Source organism: Streptomyces sp. NPDC001348 (genome assembly GCF_053597535.1).
Genome location: NZ_JBSFIK010000009.1, coordinates 24,040 through 42,872 on the forward strand (window position 1 = coordinate 24,040; position 18,833 = coordinate 42,872).

The 18,833-nt window shown below is 69.4% G+C and carries 12 protein-coding genes; 6 read left to right on the forward strand and 6 right to left on the reverse strand.

The annotated features are described in order from the left end of the window. Positions 1-2: 2 nt before the first annotated feature. Positions 3-374, reverse strand: a complete 372-nt coding sequence (gene rpsL, locus ACWC21_RS12075; protein ID WP_003948652.1) for a 30S ribosomal protein S12 — start codon at positions 372-374, stop codon at positions 3-5. A 402-nt stretch (positions 375-776) separates the two neighbouring features. Here rpsL and ACWC21_RS12080 point away from each other — a divergent pair, with 402 nt between their 5' ends. The 6 genes from ACWC21_RS12080 (at position 777) to ACWC21_RS12105 (ending at position 8,315) form a co-directional block, all read left to right on the forward strand. After that, positions 777-1,532: a Crp/Fnr family transcriptional regulator gene (locus ACWC21_RS12080; RefSeq protein ID WP_450880714.1), complete on the forward strand. Its 756-nt coding sequence runs from the start codon at positions 777-779 to the stop codon at positions 1,530-1,532. A gap of 171 nt (positions 1,533-1,703) precedes the next feature. Next, positions 1,704-2,636, forward strand: coding sequence for a hypothetical protein (locus tag ACWC21_RS12085; RefSeq protein WP_450880716.1), 933 nt, complete (start codon positions 1,704-1,706; stop codon positions 2,634-2,636). Continuing rightward, positions 2,633-4,825: a hypothetical protein gene (locus ACWC21_RS12090; RefSeq protein ID WP_450880718.1), complete on the forward strand. Its 2,193-nt coding sequence runs from the start codon at positions 2,633-2,635 to the stop codon at positions 4,823-4,825. Before ACWC21_RS12085 ends, ACWC21_RS12090 begins: the two co-directional genes overlap by 4 nt. A gap of 51 nt (positions 4,826-4,876) precedes the next feature. Continuing rightward, positions 4,877-6,451, forward strand: coding sequence for a hypothetical protein (locus tag ACWC21_RS12095; RefSeq protein WP_450880720.1), 1,575 nt, complete (start codon positions 4,877-4,879; stop codon positions 6,449-6,451). Further along, positions 6,448-6,999, forward strand: coding sequence for a Pycsar system effector family protein (locus ACWC21_RS12100; RefSeq protein ID WP_450880722.1), 552 nt, complete (start codon positions 6,448-6,450; stop codon positions 6,997-6,999). Before ACWC21_RS12095 ends, ACWC21_RS12100 begins: the two co-directional genes overlap by 4 nt. Before the next feature lie 74 nt (positions 7,000-7,073). Then, complete coding sequence (locus ACWC21_RS12105; protein WP_450880724.1) at positions 7,074-8,315, forward strand: M48 family metalloprotease; 1,242 nt, start codon at positions 7,074-7,076, stop codon at positions 8,313-8,315. An 83-nt stretch (positions 8,316-8,398) separates the two neighbouring features. Here ACWC21_RS12105 and ACWC21_RS12110 read toward each other — a convergent pair whose 3' ends face one another. From ACWC21_RS12110 to ACWC21_RS12130, 5 genes are all read right to left on the reverse strand, one after another. After that, the gene (locus ACWC21_RS12110) at positions 8,399-12,298 is read right to left on the reverse strand and encodes a DNA-directed RNA polymerase subunit beta' (RefSeq protein ID WP_450880726.1); all 3,900 of its coding nucleotides are present in this window, start codon (positions 12,296-12,298) and stop codon (positions 8,399-8,401) included. A gap of 102 nt (positions 12,299-12,400) precedes the next feature. Continuing rightward, the gene (gene rpoB, locus ACWC21_RS12115; RefSeq protein ID WP_450880728.1) at positions 12,401-15,886 is read right to left on the reverse strand and encodes a DNA-directed RNA polymerase subunit beta; all 3,486 of its coding nucleotides are present in this window, start codon (positions 15,884-15,886) and stop codon (positions 12,401-12,403) included. 571 nt (positions 15,887-16,457) lie between these two features. Beyond that, a complete protein-coding gene (rplL, locus tag ACWC21_RS12120; protein WP_094215523.1) occupies positions 16,458-16,841 on the reverse strand; it encodes a 50S ribosomal protein L7/L12 in 384 nt (127 codons plus the stop codon). A gap of 116 nt (positions 16,842-16,957) precedes the next feature. Then, complete coding sequence (gene rplJ / locus ACWC21_RS12125) at positions 16,958-17,488, reverse strand: 50S ribosomal protein L10 (RefSeq protein ID WP_388798465.1); 531 nt, start codon at positions 17,486-17,488, stop codon at positions 16,958-16,960. A 313-nt stretch (positions 17,489-17,801) separates the two neighbouring features. Beyond that, entirely contained in the window at positions 17,802-18,737 is a 936-nt protein-coding gene (locus ACWC21_RS12130; protein WP_450880730.1) for a hypothetical protein, read from the reverse strand. Positions 18,738-18,833: the final 96 nt, after the last annotated feature.

The window sequence follows — 18,833 nt, forward strand, 5'->3', positions numbered from 1 at the left end:
TCTTACTTCTCCTTCTTGGCGCCGTAACGGCTGCGAGCCTGCTTGCGGTTCTTGACACCCTGGGTGTCGAGCGAGCCGCGGATGATCTTGTAGCGAACACCCGGCAGGTCCTTCACACGGCCGCCGCGCACGAGCACGATGGAGTGCTCCTGCAGGTTGTGTCCCTCACCCGGAATGTAAGCGGTGACCTCGATCCCGCTGGTCAGACGCACACGCGCGACCTTACGCAGGGCCGAGTTCGGCTTCTTCGGGGTGGTCGTGAACACACGCGTGCAGACGCCGCGACGCTGAGGGGAACCCTCGAGTGCGGGCGTCTTGTTCTTCTCGACCTTGTCCTGCCGGCCCTTGCGGACCAGCTGCTGGATCGTAGGCACTACTTCTCCGGTTTCTGTGTGCCGAATGGTGAAGCTAACCTGGAACGTCGCCGACCCACGCGGTCGGGTGTGTCGAATCCGGCAGACTCTCACCGTGAGGCGAGGAAGGCGCAGATTACGGTGGCCGATAACGGCTCACTATGCGGTTTGAAGGCACGCACGGGAGCCAGGGCACACCCCAGGCACAAGGTCTGAGCGTACCTAGCTCACGGACTTCGGTCAAAACAAATGGAGCGCGCCACGACACGCCGGGTGCCCCGCCCGTACTGCTGTGATTCACCCCACTTGTCCCCGTGACCGGAATGATCTTCAGTCATTGGCTGGTTCGCGCTCTTCCACGCTCCGCGTCCGCACGCTTTCTGTACGTTGATCCGTCCGCTGCGGGTATTCGGGGGGCCGAACATGACGACGTGGACGCCGGCGTACTCACCTGACGACGGTGGCCTGGACGACCGGGTGCCGTTCCTGGCCCGGCTGGAGAGCGAGGACCGCTCCACGCTGCTGGCCCTCGGCCGCACCCTGGACTTCACCCCCCGCACGGTTCTCATCCGGCAGCACGAGCCCTCGGCGCACGTGCTCTTCCTGGTGCACGGCTGGACGAAGGTGACCGCCTCAGCGGCCAACGGCTACGAGGCCCTGCTCGCACTGCGCGGCCCCGGCGACGTGGTCGGCGAGTCGGCCGCGCTGACCGGGCGCTCCCGGTCGGCGACGGTCACCGCGCTGGAGGGGGTACGGGCGGTGGCGGTGGAGCGCGAGCGCTTCCGGGACTTCCTGGGCCGCTCCCCCGCCGTCTCCTTCGCCCTGCTCGGCCTCACCGCGGACCGCACCCGTGCGGCCGACCGGCGCCGGCTGGAGTTCGCGTCGCTGAGCGTGCGGGAGCGGTTCGCGATCCTGCTCCTCGATCTGGCCCGCACCCACGGCCGCCGGACACCGGCGGGCATCGAACTCGCCGTCCCGCTGAGCAAACAGGAGCTCGCCGGTTCGGTGGGCGCCTCCCGGGAGATGGTGCAGCGCCTGCTGAAGGAGCTGCGTGACAAGGACGCCGTCGCCACGGGCCGCCGTGCGCTGCTGATCATGCGGCCCGACGTCCTGCGCCGTATCGCGGCGACGGACCCGGCGCCCGGGATCCCGTCGCCCCCGGGACCGAGCGAGCGGTGAACACCGCCCGGGCGAGCGGCGCCCGGCCCCGTCCGGAACAGCCGACGCAAGTGCCCCACCACGTCTTCTGTGCATCCCGTCACACTCCGAGTGGGTCATCCGCCCTCACAGCGACACCGCCAGGACCAGCAGGCTTCAGGTCTGCCCGGTCCACCCCCTCGAGAGGCGACGATGAGCGACCCCGTTATCCGGACGATCCTGCTGCTCGACATCGAGAGGTTCAGCGACCGGGACGATGTGGAGCAGGCCTATCTGCGGCGGATGCTCTACGACATCACGGACCGCACGCTGGAGAGCGCGGGCGTCGACGTGACCCGGCGGCTGCGGGCCGACCGCGGGGACTCCGTGATGGAACTGATCGACGCGGGTGCCCCGGTGATCGCCCTGCTGCGGGCCCTGCTCACCGAGGTGCCGGCCCAGCTGCGGACGGTCAACCGCATGGCGTCCCGTTCCGCGCAGATCCGGCTGCGCGGAGTCCTGGCCACCGGCTGGGTCGCCGTGGACCGGCACGGCGGCTGGGTCGGCTCCGACCTCAACCACGCCTGCCGCCTGCTGGACGCGGACATGCTGCGCGCCGCCCTGCGCGAGCGCACCGGCGACTTCGCCCTGTGCGTCTCGCACGCCCTGTACGAGGGGGTCGTGCGCCACGACCACCCGGGCATCCCGGTCACCGACTTCAACCGGGTGACCGTGCGCAGCAAGAACGGCCCGCTGACGGCGTGGTTGCACGGCCCGGTGCCGGCCGGCGCCGAAGCTGCCGAAGCCGGCGAAGCTGCCGAAGCCGGCGAAGCTGCCGAAGGAACCGGAGAGTCCGCAGCAGCCGAAGACGTCACGAACCACCGTGGGACGGGGGACGGGGAGGCGCCGGGCGGATCGGGGGACCGCCCGGCGCCTCGGGTGCCCATGCAGGGCGGGCCCCCCGAGGACCGCCCGGCGCCGGACGGACAACGGGGAGCCCCGGCGCCGGGTGCGGTCTTCCACTTCAACGGCGGCGCGCCCTCCTTCGGCGGCAGCCTGGTGGGCGGCGACCAGCACGGCGTCAGCGGCGGCACCGTCAACGGCGACGTCAGCCTGGGCGGCCACGAACGGGGTGAGCGCGCGTGAGCACGTCCGAACAGCCGGAGAGCGGCAGACCCGCCCCGGGGAACGGCCCGGAGCCCGCCGAGCCGCCCGCCCCCGACGAGGAACGGCAGCAGCGCCCCGCCGAGACCGACGGGGAACGCGACCAGCCGCAGGACGCGTGGGCCGCCCGCCGCGACCTCATCGACCACAGCCCGCGCACCATGAACGTCGGCGACCGGTCCCGCTTCGGCGGCGGCCTCGCCGGGCGCGACCAGCACGGCGTCAGCGGCGGCCGGGTCACCGGCGACGTCATCATGGGCAGCAAGACCGAGTACCACTTCGCGATACCCGGCCTGTCCGCGCCCGCCTCCGCCTCCGGCGAGGTCCCGCGGACCACACTGGAACGCCTGGCGCGGACCTTCGTCGCCGACGAGGAGTTCATGGCCGGCCTGCTCGACCGGCTGCGCCGCGACCGCGTACTGGTCCTGTCCGGCGCCCGGTTCACCGGCCGGCGCACCGCCGCCCTGATGCTGCTGCACCGCCTGGCCGCCGACCCCGTGCGCACCCTGGTGCGCGACACCGACCCGAGCGCGCTCGCCGAGCGGTTCACCGCCGAGGACCAGGCCCGCGGCTACGTCCTGTGCGACCTCGCCACCCGCCGTGACCGCCCGCTGCGCGAACCGCATCTGCTCGCCGCCAGGGACCGTCTCGCCGAGCGGGACGCCTACCTGGTCGTCACCCTCGGCCCCACCGCCGTGCTGGAGGACGTGTCGGCCGTGGAGTGGCGGCCGCCCGCCGCCGCCGACGTCCTCGCCGCGCAGCTGCGCACCCGCACCGACGAGGCGACCGCCGAGAAGCTGCTCGGGCTCACGGCCGTCACCGACTTCCTGGCGCGCGGACACCAGTTGCGCGAGGTCACCGCCTTCGCCCAGGTCCTCGGCCAGTACGCGGCCGGAGAGGCGTCCGAGCAGGCCGTCGCCGACTTCTCGCTGGGCTCGCTGGAGAGCCAGGTCCAGGAGTGGTTCGAGGAGGACGAGAGCGCGATCCATCTGCGCGACAAGGCGTTCCTCGTCGCCCTGGCCGCCTTCGACGGCGGCCCGTACGCGCTCACCGCCGAACTGAGCGACCTGCTCTACCGGTTCCTGCAGGAGACCGAGAACCCCTCCCGCGTCCCCGAGGTCCCCGTCTTCGGCACACACGTCGGCAAGCGCCTCCAACTCGCCCGCGCCGAGCGGTTCGAGGACGACGAGCACACCGAGTGGGGTCCCGTCACCCAGCAGAAGGCGAGGTTCCGCGACGAGCGGGCCTCCCTGGTCCTGCTGCGCGAGGTGTGGACCGGCCACCCCTCCGCCCGGCCCGCCCTCATCGCCTGGCTGCGCCATCTCGCCGACGACGGCCGCCCGCTGGTGCGCACCCGCGCCGCCTCCACCGTCGCCGTTCTCGCCCGCACCGACCTGCCGTCGGCGATGGCCCTGGTCATCGAGCCATGGGCGACGTCCAAACGGTTCCGGCAACGGCTCGTGGCGGTCAACGCGCTGACCCTCGCCCACCTCATCGACACCCCCAACATCCCGCGCATCCTCGACACCTGGTGCGAGGGCGACGACGCGCGGCTGCGCTGGGTGGCCGTGCGGTCGTACGGCCTCATCGGCCCCGAGCGCCCGGAACAGGCACTGGCCGCGCTGCGCGGAGCCGTACGGCGGCTGTACGAGGACGGACCCGGCGACCTCGACGAGTCGATGGCCCGTGAACTCGCCGAAGCGGTCGAGCTGTTGCTGCTGTCCCCGGCCAGCGAGCGGGTCCTCGCCGAACTGCGCGGCCACCTCGACGACGACCGTGCGGTCCGCGACCTCACCCTCGCCGGCTTCGTGGGCGCCTGCCGCCGCAAGGAGGGCGACGAGCGCTACGGCACCCCGCTGGTCCTCGCCTGGTACGCCCGCGCCGCGACCGCCGGGGACCCTGCGGCGCGGGGCATCCCGTACCTGTGGCGGGCCGCGCTGGCAGACCCGGGCTCCACCCGGCCGGCGCTCGAGGTGCTGCGCGAGTGGGTGCTGATCGCCGACCGCGCCACCGCCACCGAGTGGGCGCTGGCCGCGCTGCTGCCCACGCTCGTCACGTCGCCCACCGAACACCAGCGGCTGAGCCACCTGCTGCGCACCATGCCCGGCGAGGACGGCGATCCCCCGCCCGAGGTGGCGGCCCGTCTGCTGACCACGCTTCCCACCCGCTGAGCCCAGAACACCTCCCGCCCGTCCGCGGGGCCGCACAGGAGAGATCCGCCCATGCCCACCTTCCGCCAGCCCGACTGGCAGCAACAGGCCGACCGGCACTCGCAACTGATCGACCCGGTCCTGACCGTGCGCCAGCTGTCCCGCTTCGACTTCAACCTCAAGTCGTACGTCCGCATCGACAACGCCCTGGTCTTCTCCACCGCCCGCGGTGAGTACCGGCCGTACCTGCCGCCCGAGCGGCCCACGCGCGCCGAGATCGTGGCCAACCACTACACGTCCGTCTACGAGGTCGACATGGGCGTGCACCCGCACACCGCCGACCTGCTGCTGCCCAGCGACAACGACGCGCTCGAGTTCACGGCGGCGGTCGACCTGTCCTGGCAGGTGCTGGACCCGGCCCGGTTCGTGGCCACCGGGTACCGGGACGTGCCGAAGCTGCTGCTCGGCGAGCTCCAGGAGGCGGCCCGGCCGGTGACCCGCCGGTTCGCCGTGACCGACAGCGCGGCCGCGGAGGCGGAGCTGCTGGAGCGGATGAAACTGCTGGCCCCCCTCGGGTCGACCGCCGGCCTCCAGGTCACCTGGACCCTGCGGGTACGCCGGGACCAGGCCAACATCGACCACGAGCTGCGCAAGCAGGCCATCGGCCACTCCGCCGCCGAGCAGATCCTGGCCGCGCAGCGGGGCATGGACATCGACCTCGCGATCGATCTGCGGGGCCGCCAGCAGGACGCCCTGCAGATCGAACGGGCGATGGCGTACGGCCAGCAGCAGCAGGCGTATCTGCTCCAGCAGCAGCAGTGGCAGCACCAGCAGGCGCTGCTGGCGAGCCGGCAGCAGCTGGAACTCCAGCGCCTGGAAGCCGAGAAGATCGACTTCTACCAGTACCACCTCCAGCAGGGCGGCGTGCACGCCTGGGCGCTGCATCTCGCCCAGCACCCCGAGGACTCCGGGCTGGTGATGAACAGCATGCGGGAGGACCAACTCCGCATGATCCAGGCGCAGATGGACCTGGTGAAGCAGCTGCTGAACGGTGACGCGGCGGAGAACTGGGAGCTGGAGGGACCCAAGCAACTGGCCCTGCGCACGGTCAACGACATCCTCAACCAGCGCCTGCCCGGCGTGCCGCAGACCCCGCCGCCGCTGGCAGCGGGTGACGGGCCGGCCTACCCGCAGGCGGGGCCCGCCGCGACGCCCGAGGACGCGGAGCACCGCGCGGCGCCGTCGATGCCCACGGGCCCCGGGCAGGGACCGCCCGCCGCACCGCAGCACCCCGCGCCCGGCTTCCCGGGCCCGTACGGCACTCCCGCCGCGCCGCCGCCCTTCCCCGGCCCCTACGGGACGCCCGCTGCGGGCGCCTTCCCGCCGCCCGTGCCGCCCGTGCCGCCCGTGCCGCCGACGGCGCCCCCGACCGCTCCGGCGCCGTACCCGGGCTTCCCGGCCCCCGCGCCCGCACCGGGCCCGCAACCGCCCGCTCCCGCGCCCGCTCCGCCGTCCGAGCCTCCCGCGTGGCAGCCGCCGCCGGGTTACGGAAGTGCTCCCACCCGGCCCGAGGAGGGCGCTCCGGGCGTCGTCGAGGCGGCGGACGGTGACACTCGCCCCGGTGACCCGGCGGGCGGCGGCTCATGACCGGCCCCGCGCCCGGCCCCGCGCCCGCCGCGCCGCCGCCGGATCCGCCCGCCCCCGCCGATCTGGTCCCCGTGTGCGAGCGGCTCCTCGCCGAGTTGCGCAACGAGGTCGCCAGGGCCGACAGCAAGGCATCCGTGCTGGTCGCGGCGCTCGGGATGACCGCGGGCGTGTTCAGCGGCCTGCTGGCCGGGCGCGACTGGACGCCGTCCGACCTGTCCTGGGCCGGTACGGCGCTGTGGTGGGCCGGCACCGTGGCGCTCGGCCTGTCGCTCTTCGCCCTGCTGCTGGCCGTCCTGCCCCGCTTCGGCTCCGGGACGTGGGAGCCGGGCCGTCCCCTGTCCTACTTCGGCGACATCCGCCAGGCCGTCCGGACGGGCCGGCTGGAGACCGCGCTCGCGGACACCCACCGCGACCCGACGACCGGGCTGACGGCCGCCCTCGCCGAAATGAGCCGCATCGCCGCACGCAAGCACGAGTGGATCCGCACCGGGCTGATCGCCTTCTGCACCGGCACGGTCCTGCTGCCCGCCTCCCTGCTGATCGGCTGACCGCCCCGCCCCACCGGCCCCGCCCCCGAAGTACGACGCACACCGCTCGACAAGTACGAACCGAAGGAACGACCATGACCCAGCCGCCGCCCTCACCACCGGAGTACCCGGGACACCAGCACCCGCCCCAGTACCCGCAGTCAGCGCCCCAGTACCCGCAGCAGGCCACACCTCAGTACCCGCAGGCCACGCCGCAGTACCCGCAGCCGTCCGGCCCGCAGTATCCCCAGGCAGCGCCCCAGTACCCGACGTCCTCGGCGCCCATACCGCCGCAGTACCCGCAGCCCCCGCAGTACCCGCTCACGCCCCCCGCGGCCCCGCCGAGCGCCCCGCCGTCCGCCCCGACGGCGGCCGACGACACCGCTCATCCCCACCACATCAGCACCGACGCCCGCCGCGTCCACATCTCGGCCCACCAGCGCCGCACGGACGCCACGGCGGTCGGCGCCCTGCTGCTCTACCTGCCGAACTTCCTCTGCAGCCTCTTCGTGATCGGCCTGATCTCCCTCTTCTTCGGCAACCTCGCGTTCGTCGTGATCCTGCTCTGGCTCGCCAGCGGCGCACTCGTCTTCCACCGCCCCACGGAAAGCGCCCTCGCGCGCCATCTGCTCCGTTTGCGCTACCCCACTCCACAAGAACGAGCCAAACTCGAACCGGTCTGGCGGGAAGTCACGGCACGGGCCGGCATCGAGGGACGCACCTACGAACTCTGGGTCGAGGACAGCGACGCCCTGAACGCGGTCGCGGCGGCCGGTCATATCGTCGGCGTCACCCGGTTCGCCATGAACAACCTGCCCAACGGCGAACTCGCCGCCGTTCTGGCCCACGAGCTGGGCCACCACGTGGGCGGACACGCCTGGTCGGGCCTGCTCGGCTACTGGTACGCGCTGCCCGGCCGCATCGCCTGGCGGGTGCTGAAGGCCGTCTCCACCGTCGCCTTCCACGTCTCCAAGGCCTTCGGCTGCCTCGGCGTCGCCTTCGTCGTGATGCTCGTCGGCGGCCTCGCCGCGGCGACCGTCACCACGCTGTACGGTCTGCCGCTGCTGATCCTCGGTGTGCCGTACGCGCTCGCCGCCGTCGGCCGGCGCTCCGAGCTGCGCGCCGACGAGCACGCGGCCGCCCTCGGTTTCGCGCCCATGCTGGTCGGCGTGCTGCACAAGCTCCACCAGGCGGAGGAGCAGGAGAAGGCCGCGCTCACCGCACGCAACGGCGGCGTCCCCGTCGAGGAGAGCTCCCTGGCCAGGCTGCTGTCCTCGCACCCGGACCACCACACCCGGCTGCACCATCTGCAGCCCTACCTGCAGCAGTACGGCTGACACTCAGCCGTGGGCCCCTCGCACACGCCGGAGGGCGGCCACCCCGTAACGGGATGGCCGCCCTCCGTCATGCGATCGCTCGCTTACTGGTTGTACGGACCGTAGTCGTAGTCCTCCAGCGGAACGGCCTGGCCGGAGCCGGTGCCGAACGGCGAGTAGTCGATGTCGTCGTAGCCGACGGCCGAGTACATCGCGGCCTTGGCCTCCTCGGTCGGCTCGACCCGGATGTTGCGGTAGCGGGACAGACCCGTACCGGCCGGGATGAGCTTACCGATGATGACGTTCTCCTTGAGGCCGATCAGGGAGTCGGACTTGGCGTTGATCGCCGCGTCCGTGAGGACCCTGGTCGTCTCCTGGAAGGACGCCGCCGACAGCCAGGACTCGGTCGCCAGCGAGGCCTTGGTGATACCCATGAGCTGCGGACGACCGGAGGCCGGGTGACCGCCCTCCTGGACCACACGACGGTTCTCGGTCTCGAACTTCGAGCGCTCGACCAGCTCGCCGGGCAGCAGCTCGGCGTCGCCGGACTCGATGATCGTCACACGGCGCAGCATCTGCCGGATGATGATCTCGATGTGCTTGTCGTGGATCGACACACCCTGCGAGTTGTAGACCTTCTGGACCTCGCCGACCAGGTGGACCTGGACGGCACGCTGGCCCAGGATGCGCAGCACGTCGTGCGGGTTGGTGGCACCCACGGTGAGCTTCTGGCCCACCTCGACGTGCTCGCCCTCGCTGACCAGGAGTCGGGCGCGCTTCGAGATCGGGAACGCCGTCTCGTCGCTGCCGTCGTCCGGCGTGATGACGATCTTCTTGGTCTTCTCGGTCTCCTCGATCCGCACGCGGCCCTGGGCCTCGGAGATCGGGGCGACACCCTTCGGGGTACGGGCCTCGAAGAGCTCGACGACACGCGGCAGACCCTGGGTGATGTCGTCACCGGCCACACCACCGGTGTGGAAGGTACGCATCGTCAGCTGGGTACCGGGCTCACCGATGGACTGGGCGGCGATGATGCCGACCGCCTCACCGATGTCGACCAGCTTGCCGGTGGCGAGCGAACGGCCGTAGCACATGGCGCAGGTGCCGACCTGGGACTCGCACGTCAGGATCGAGCGGGTCTTGACCTCCTCGACACCGTGGTGCACGAGCTGGTCGATCAGCACGTCGCCGAGGTCCACGTTGGCCGGCGCGATCACCTTGCCGTCGATGACGACTTCCTCGGCGAGCATGCGGGCGTAGACGCTGGTCTCGACGTCGTCCGCCTTGCGCAGCACGCCGTCGGCACCGCGGTGGGCGATCTTCAGCTTCAGACCGCGCTCGGTGCCGCAGTCCTCCTCGCGGATGATGACGTCCTGCGAGACGTCCACCAGACGACGGGTCAGGTAACCCGAGTCGGCGGTACGCAGGGCGGTGTCCGCCAGACCCTTACGGGCACCGTGCGTGGAGATGAAGTACTCCAGCACGGAGAGGCCCTCACGGAAGGACGCCTTGATCGGACGCGGGATGGTCTCGTTCTTCGCGTTCGACACCAGACCACGCATACCGGCGATCTGCCGCATCTGCATCATGTTTCCTCGGGCACCCGAGTCAACCATCATGAAGATGGGGTTCGTCTTGGGGAAGTTCTCGTTCATCGCCTCGGCGACCTCGTTGGTCGCCTTGGTCCAGATCGCGATGAGCTCCTGAGTGCGCTCTTCCTTGGTGATCAGACCGCGCTCGTACTGCTTCTGGACCTTCTCGTCCTGCGCCTCGTAACCGCGGACGATCTCCTTCTTCGCCTCGGGAACGACGACGTCGGAGATGGCCACGGTGACGCCGGAACGGGTCGCCCAGTAGAAGCCGGCCGCCTTCAGGTTGTCGAGCGTCGCCGCCACGATGACCTTGGGGTAGCGCTCGGCCAGGTCGTTGACGATCTCGGAGAGCTGCTTCTTGCCCACCGAGTAGTCGACGAACGGGTAGTCCTCGGGCAGCAGCTCGTTGAAGAGCGCGCGGCCCAGGGTGGTGCGCAGGCGGAACGAGTCACCCTGCTGCCACTCGGGCTCGCCCTCCTCGCGCGCCGGCGGGGTCCAGCCGCGCGGCGGGATGGTGCCCACCGGGAAGCGGATGTCGATCGGCGACTGCAGCGCGAGCTCGCCGGCGTCGAACGCCATGATCGCCTCGGCCGTGGAGCCGAACGCCCGGCCCTCGCCCTTGGTGTCACGCAGCTCGCCGTCGGTGGTGAGGAAGAACAGACCGAGGACCATGTCCTGGGTCGGCATCGTCACCGGACGGCCGTCGGCCGGCTTGAGGATGTTGTTCGAGGACAGCATCAGGATGCGGGCCTCGGCCTGCGCCTCCGCGGACAGCGGCAGGTGCACGGCCATCTGGTCACCGTCGAAGTCCGCGTTGAACGCGGTGCAGACGAGCGGGTGGATCTGGATGGCCTTGCCCTCGACCAGTTGCGGCTCGAAGGCCTGGATGCCGAGGCGGTGCAGGGTGGGAGCACGGTTCAGCAGCACCGGGTGCTCGGCGATGACCTCTTCGAGGACGTCGTACACGACCGTGCGGCCGCGCTCCACCATGCGCTTCGCCGACTTGATGTTCTGCGCGTGGTTCAGGTCGACCAGGCGCTTCATCACGAACGGCTTGAACAGCTCCAGCGCCATCGCCTTCGGCAGACCGCACTGGTGCAGCTTCAGCTGCGGACCGACGACGATCACGGAACGCGCGGAGTAGTCCACACGCTTGCCGAGCAGGTTCTGACGGAAACGGCCCTGCTTGCCCTTCAGCATGTCGCTGAGGGACTTCAGCGGGCGGTTACCGGGACCGGTCACCGGACGGCCGCGACGGCCGTTGTCGAAGAGGGCGTCGACGGCCTCCTGGAGCATGCGCTTCTCGTTGTTCACGATGATCTCGGGCGCACCGAGGTCGAGAAGGCGCTTCAGTCGGTTGTTCCGGTTGATCACACGGCGGTACAGGTCGTTCAGGTCGGAGGTCGCGAAGCGGCCACCGTCCAGCTGCACCATCGGACGCAGGTCCGGCGGGATGACCGGCACGCAGTCCAGGACCATGCCCTTGGGGCTGTTGGAGGTCTGCAGGAACGCGGACACGACCTTCAGCCGCTTCAGCGCACGGGTCTTCTTCTGGCCCTTGCCGGTGCGGATGATCTCGCGGAGACGCTCGGCCTCCTCGTCGAGGTCGAAGGACTCCAGGCGCTTCTGCAGCGCAGCGGCACCCATCGAACCGTCGAAGTACGTGCCGAAGCGGTCACGCAGCTCGCGGTAGAGCAGCTCGTCGCCCTCGAGGTCCTGGACCTTGAGGTTCTTGAACCGGGTCCACACCTCGTCGAGGCGGTCGATCTCGCGCTGCGCGCGGTCGCGCAGCTGCTTCATCTCGCGCTCGGCACCCTCGCGCACCTTGCGGCGCACATCGGCCTTGGCGCCCTCGGCCTCCAGCTCGGCCAGGTCGGACTCGAGCTTCTTGGCGCGGGCCTCGAGGTCGGCGTCGCGGCGGTTCTCGATCTGCTGCCGCTCGACGGAGACGTGCGCCTCCAGGGAGGGCAGGTCGCGGGTACGGCGCTCCTCGTCGACGTACGTGATCATGTACGCCGCGAAGTAGATGACCTTCTCGAGGTCCTTGGGAGCCAGGTCGAGCAGGTAGCCCAGCCGGCTCGGGACACCCTTGAAGTACCAGATGTGCGTGACGGGCGCGGCCAGTTCGATGTGGCCCATCCGCTCACGGCGCACCTTGGCGCGGGTCACCTCGACGCCGCAGCGCTCACAGATGATGCCCTTGAACCGGACGCGCTTGTACTTGCCGCAGTAGCACTCCCAGTCCCGGGTCGGACCGAAGATCTTCTCGCAGAAGAGTCCGTCCTTTTCGGGCTTGAGCGTGCGGTAGTTGATCGTCTCGGGCTTCTTGACCTCGCCGTGGCTCCACTGACGGATGTCGTCAGCGGTGGCCAGGCCGATCCGGAGCTCGTCGAAGAAGTTGACGTCGAGCACTATGCGTCAATCCCTCTCAGGGTTGTAAGTCTTTGGTCTGAAACGGGGGCCTGGGGGTCGGCGGGGGCCTCACACGGTGGCGAGGCCCCTACCGGACTCCCGTCAGACCTCTTCGACGCTGCTCGGCTCGCGCCGGGACAGGTCGATGCCGAGCTCCTCCGCAGCGCGGAAGACATCCTCGTCGGTGTCACGCATCTCGATGGACATACCGTCGCTGGACAGCACCTCCACGTTCAGGCAGAGCGACTGCATCTCCTTGATGAGCACCTTGAAGGACTCGGGGATGCCGGGCTCGGGGATGTTCTCGCCCTTGACGATGGCCTCGTAGACCTTCACGCGGCCGGTGACGTCGTCGGACTTGATGGTCAGCAGCTCCTGGAGGGCGTAGGCGGCGCCGTAGGCCTCGAGGGCCCACACCTCCATCTCGCCGAAGCGCTGGCCACCGAACTGGGCCTTACCACCCAGCGGCTGCTGGGTGATCATCGAGTAGGGACCGGTCGAGCGGGCGTGCAGCTTGTCGTCGACCAGGTGGTGCAGCTTCAGGATGTACATGTAGCCGACCGAGATCGGGTCCGGGAACGGCTCACCGCTGCGGCCGTCGAACAGCCGCGCCTTGCCGGACGGGAGCACCATGCGCTCGCCGTCGCGGTTCGGGATGGTGTGCTGCAGCAGACCCGCGAGCTCGTCCTCGCGCGCACCGTCGAAGACGGGGGTCGCGACGTTCGTGCCCGGGTCGACCCGGTCGGCGCCGATGGCCTGCAGGCGCTGGGCCCACTCGTCCGCGAGACCGGAGACGTCCCAGCCGCGGCTGGCGAGCCAGCCGAGGTGGATCTCCAGAACCTGTCCCGGGTTCATTCGGGACGGCACACCCAGCGGGTTGAGGATGATGTCGACCGGGGTCCCGTCCTCGAGGAACGGCATGTCCTCGATGGGCAGGATCTTGGAGATGACGCCCTTGTTGCCGTGGCGGCCGGCGAGCTTGTCACCGTCGGTGATCTTGCGCTTCTGCGCGACGTAGACGCGCACCAGCTGGTTCACACCGGGGGGAAGCTCGTCGCCCTCCTCGCGGTCGAAGACGCGCACGCCGATGACCTTGCCGGTCTCGCCGTGCGGCACCTTAAGCGAGGTGTCACGGACCTCACGGGCCTTCTCACCGAAGATCGCGCGCAGCAGGCGCTCCTCGGGGGTCAGCTCGGTCTCACCCTTCGGGGTCACCTTGCCGACGAGGATGTCGCCGGCGATGACCTCGGCGCCGATGCGGATGATGCCGCGCTCGTCGAGGTCGGCGAGGACCTCCTCGGAGACGTTCGGGATGTCCCGGGTGATCTCCTCGGGGCCGAGCTTGGTGTCACGGGCGTCGACCTCGTGCTCCTCGATGTGGATCGAGGAGAGGACGTCGTCCTGCACGAGGCGCTGCGACAGGATGATCGCGTCCTCGTAGTTGTGACCCTCCCACGGCATGAACGCCACGAGCAGGTTCTTGCCGAGCGCCATCTCACCGTTCTGGGTGGCCGGACCGTCGGCGAGGACCTGGCCCTCGATGATCCGGTCGCCCTCGGCGACGACGACCTTCTGGTTGACCGAGGTGCCCTGGTTGGAGCGGGCGAACTTGGCCAGGCGGTACGTGATGTACGTGCCGTCGTCGTTGGCGGTGGTGATGTAGTCCGCGGAGACCTCCTGGACCACACCCGCCTTCTCGGCCTTGACCACGTCACCGGCGTCGACGGCGGAGCGGTACTCCATGCCGGTGCCGACGAGCGGGGCCTCGGACTTGATGAGCGGCACGGCCTGACGCATCATGTTCGCGCCCATGAGGGCACGGTTGGCGTCGTCGTGCTCGAGGAAGGGGATCATGGCGGTCGCGACCGACACCATCTGGCGCGGCGAGACGTCCATGTAGTCCACGTCCTCGGGGCCGACGTAGTCGACCTCGCCGCCACGGCGGCGGACGAGCACGCGGGCCTCGGCGAAGCGCAGGTCGTCGTTGAGCGTGGCGTTGGCCTGCGCGATGACGAAGCGGTCCTCCTCGTCGGCGGTCAGGTAGTCCACCTCGTCGGTGACCTGGCCGTCGACGACCTTGCGGTACGGGGTCTCGACGAAACCGAACGCGTTGACCCGGCCGTACGAGGCGAGCGAGCCGATCAGACCGATGTTCGGGCCTTCGGGCGTCTCGATCGGGCACATGCGGCCGTAGTGCGAGGGGTGCACGTCACGGACCTCGAAGCCGGCCCGCTCACGGGAGAGACCACCCGGGCCGAGCGCGGACAGACGACGCTTGTGCGTCAGCCCGGACAGCGGGTTGTTCTGGTCCATGAACTGGGACAGCTGGCTGGTGCCGAAGAACTCCTTGATGGAGGCGACGACCGGCCGGATGTTGATCAGGGTCTGCGGCGTGATCGCCTCGACGTCCTGGGTCGTCATGCGCTCGCGCACGACGCGCTCCATACGCGCCAGACCCGTACGGACCTGGTTCTGGATGAGCTCGCCGACGCTGCGCAGACGACGGTTGCCGAAGTGGTCGATGTCGTCGGTCTCGACGACGATCGTCTCGCCGGAGTCACCGGTGGTCTCGGTCTCGCCGGCGTGCAGCTTCACCAGGTACTTGATCGTCGAGATGACGTCCTCGACGGTCAGGATGCCCGCGTCGAGCGGAGCGTCCGCACCCAGCTTCTTGTTGACCTTGTAGCGGCCGACCTTGGCGAGGTCGTAGCGCTTGGGGTTGAAGTAGAGGTTCTCGAGCAGCGTCTGCGCGGCCTCACGCGTGGGGGGCTCGCCCGGGCGCAGCTTGCGGTAGATGTCGAGCAGCGCGTCGTCCTGGCCCTGGGTGTGGTCCTTCTCCAGGGTGGCGCGCATGGACTCGTACTCGCCGAACTCCTCGAGGATCTGCTCGGTCGTCCAGCCGAGCGCCTTGAGCAGGACGGTGACGGACTGCTTGCGCTTGCGGTCGATGCGGACACCGACCATGTCGCGCTTGTCGATCTCCATCTCCAGCCAGGCACCCCGGGACGGGATGATCTTGGCGGAGAAGATGTCCTTGTCGGACGTCTTGTCGATGCTGGAGTCGAAGTAGACACCCGGCGAACGGACCAGCTGGGACACCACGACACGCTCGGTGCCGTTGATGACGAAGGTGCCCTTGTTCGTCATGAGCGGGAAGTCACCCATGAAGACGGTCTGGGACTTGATCTCGCCGGTCTCGTTGTTCGTGAACTCGGCCGTCACGAAGAGGGGCGCGGCGTACGTGAAGTCGCGCTCCTTGCACTCGTCGATCGAGTTCTTGGGCGGCTCGAAGCGGTGGTCGCGGAACGTCAGCGACATCGACCCGGAGAAGTCCTCGATCGGGGAGATCTCCTCGAAGATCTCCTCGAGGCCGGACTTGGTGGGGACGTCCTGACCGTTCTCCAGAGCCTCCTCGACCCGACTCTGCCAGGCGGTGTTTCCGAGCAGCCAGTCGAAGCTCTCGGTCTGCAGCGCGAGCAGGTTCGGAACCTCGAGAGGCTCCTTGATCTTTGCAAAGGAAATGCGCAGCGGGGCGGTGCTGGCGCCGTTGTTCGTATTCGCGGTCGAGGCGTTGCGCGAGGCGGCCAAGAGGGGGTCCTTCCGAGGGCTCGGACTCACTACGCGCGTACCGGCCCCTCTCTCATACATAGCGACAAAAGTCCCAGGTCGGGGAACGTTCGTCGACGATGTACGAGTGAGGGCAGACCCCTGGTGACGGGCAGGGGACAGCTAACAGGCAGCGCAAAGGGTCAGTGTAGCCACTTGGCACACTGATGTCCAGTGCGGGTTTCTCGAGACCCTCGCTGTGCTCACCGCTCTTGTCAACGCCCTTGGCATCCTGCCCTCAACGCACGTTGATACTGCCCTCTTCGTCGTCGATCCATGCCTCGGATTTCGGATCGTTGTGACGACGCGTCCTGAGAATTGCGCGCTGCGTGCGGTTCGTCAAGGCCCCCCAGAGCCCGAAGCGGATACCCCGGGGCCACGACGAAGATCACCTTACCCCTCGCCGTCACGGGCGCAAGGCAACCGTGGCCGGACCCCCGGAACGCCGAAGAGCGACCACCCGGATGGATGATCGCTCCTCGGTGCGTGACCGTTACAGCCCCAGGGGGCCGTTTCGGCCGTCGCTCAGGTCGTGCTCGACCTGAATGCGGTCTTACTTGACCTCGACGGAGGCGCCGGCGCCCTTCAGGGACTCGGCGGCCTTCTCGGCGGCGTCCTTGGCGACCTTCTCGAGAACGGGCTTCGGGGCGCCGTCCACGAGGTCCTTGGCCTCCTTCAGACCCAGGGAGGTCAGCTCACGCACGACCTTGATGACCTGGATCTTCTTGTCGCCGGCGCCGGTGAGGATGACGTCGAACTCGTCCTTCTCCTCCTCGACCGGGGCGGCGGCGGCCGGACCGGCCGGGCCCGCGACGGCGACCGCGGCGGCGGCGGTGACGTCGAACTTCTCCTCGAACGCCTTCACGAACTCGGAGAGCTCGATGAGGGTCATCTCCTCGAACTGCGCGAGCAGGTCTTCCTGGCTGAGCTTCGCCATGATGGGCGATCCTTCCACTAATTCGGCTGGTGCCGGATGTACATGAGTGGCGGGCGTACGTTGGCCCGCTGTGACCTCTGCCGCGTCAGGCGGCCGGGGTCAGAAAGCGAGCCGAATTACTCGGCACCGCCCTGCTCGTCCTGCTTGGCGCGAAGAGCGTCCACGGTGCGGACGAGCTTCGAGGGAAGCGCCTGGAAGAGCTGCGCAGTCTGGGACTGCTTGCCCTTGAAGGCACCCGCCAGCTTGGAGAGCAGAACCTCGCGGGACTCGAGGTCCGCAAGCTTCTTGATCTCGTCGGCGGACATCGCCTTGCCGTCAAGGACACCGCCCTTGATGACGAGATTCGGGTTGTCCTTGGCGAAGTCACGGAGACCCTTCGCCGACTCCACCGGGTCACCGGTGACGAAGGCGACAGCCGTCGGACCAGCGAAGAGCTGGTCGTCCAGCGTGATCCCGGCCTCGTTGGCCGCAATCTTGGTCAGCGTGTTCTTCACCACGGCGTACTGGGCGTTCTCACCGAGCGACCGGCGCAGCGTCTTGAGCTGCGCCACGGTGAGACCGCGGTACTCGGTCAGCACGGCGGCGTTGGAGCTGCGGAACTTGTCCGTCAGCTCGGCAACCGCGGCAGCCTTGTCGGGCCTCGCCATAGAGCCTCGGCCTCCTTCCGGGTGATTCTGACCGCGCGGACCCGAAGGAGGACTGGGGAAAACGAAACGCCCCGGCGCAGGCGCACGGGGCGGGCTCGACCGGTGACGGCGCTGTTGCGCGCCTGCTCCGGGAGCTCTTCCACAGTCACCTGCGCGGGTCGCCCGCATTTTCAGCGGATCCTTCGGCCACCGCGCCCTCATTCAAGCGCGCGGCAACGACCAGCGGTCTTTGGCTTCTGTAGGAGAGTACGTGAACGGATCGCGGTCGTGCAAATCCGCCCGTTCGGCCCCGTTCGGGGCCGCCCGGCCGGGGTCAGGAGGAGCTCGTGCCCGACCCGCTGGAGGTGTTGCCGCCGCCCGGGACCCCGAGCGACTTCATCAGGTCCTTGAAGTCCTTGGTGTCACTGGCCGGGGGCGCCTGGACGGAGACCTTCACGCCGTAGTCGGTGTAGTACACCGTGTTGGTCATCAGGCCGACCGTCATGTTCGCCTTCTCGACCTTCTTGACCAGGAGATCCTGGCCGTCGAGCCAGATGTCGACGGTGTCCGTGGTGACGCCCGCCTTCCTGAGCTGCTTCTTGAGGTCGGCGAGCTGGCCGGCGCTGAGGTTGCTGTTCTTGCCGGCGAGGTCGGCGACGTTCACCGTGCCCGAGTAGTGCGTGGTCCGCACGCCGGACACCTTCTCCTCGCCGACCTTCTTCACGTCACCGGAGGCCAGGAGCATGTTCACCGACTGCTTCGGCGTGGTGTTCTGCATCTGGTCCTTCACGTACGAGCCCGAGGCGCCGCCGAGCTTGGCGAGGTCGTCGTAGCCGTAACGGAGCCAGTGCTTGCCGCCCAGCTGCTCGGCGGCCTTCCCGCTCATCTGCGCGTAGTAGGCGTCCGGCAGATAGCGGGCCTCCATCGACGTGGAGCCGGTCCGGCGCATCGCGTCGGCCAGCTTGCCGCCGGTGTAGGTGATGGTGAGGTCACCCCGCATGCCGCCGCCCCATGCGACGGTGCCGTTCCCCGTCATGGACATCACGTTGCCGATGGTCGTGGTGGAGCGGACCTTGGCCGAGAGGGCCTTGTCGGTGGACTTCTCGGCCGAGCGCAGGGCGGCGATCGGGCTGACGTGCGTGACGCTCCCGCCACCCGCCTTGTCTGCCTTCCCGGAGCCCCCGTCGTCGGTCCCGCAGGCGGGCAGCCCCGTCAGGGCGGTCACCACCGCTATGGAAAGGGTCACCCGGCGCACGGTCGTGCTCTTCATCTCGTCCCACCCCTATGCGAGTTGTGTGCCTGCACCGTAGCCCAGGCCACTGACGGCCACGCGAAAGACCGCGCAAAGAAGGACGGGCCCCGCACC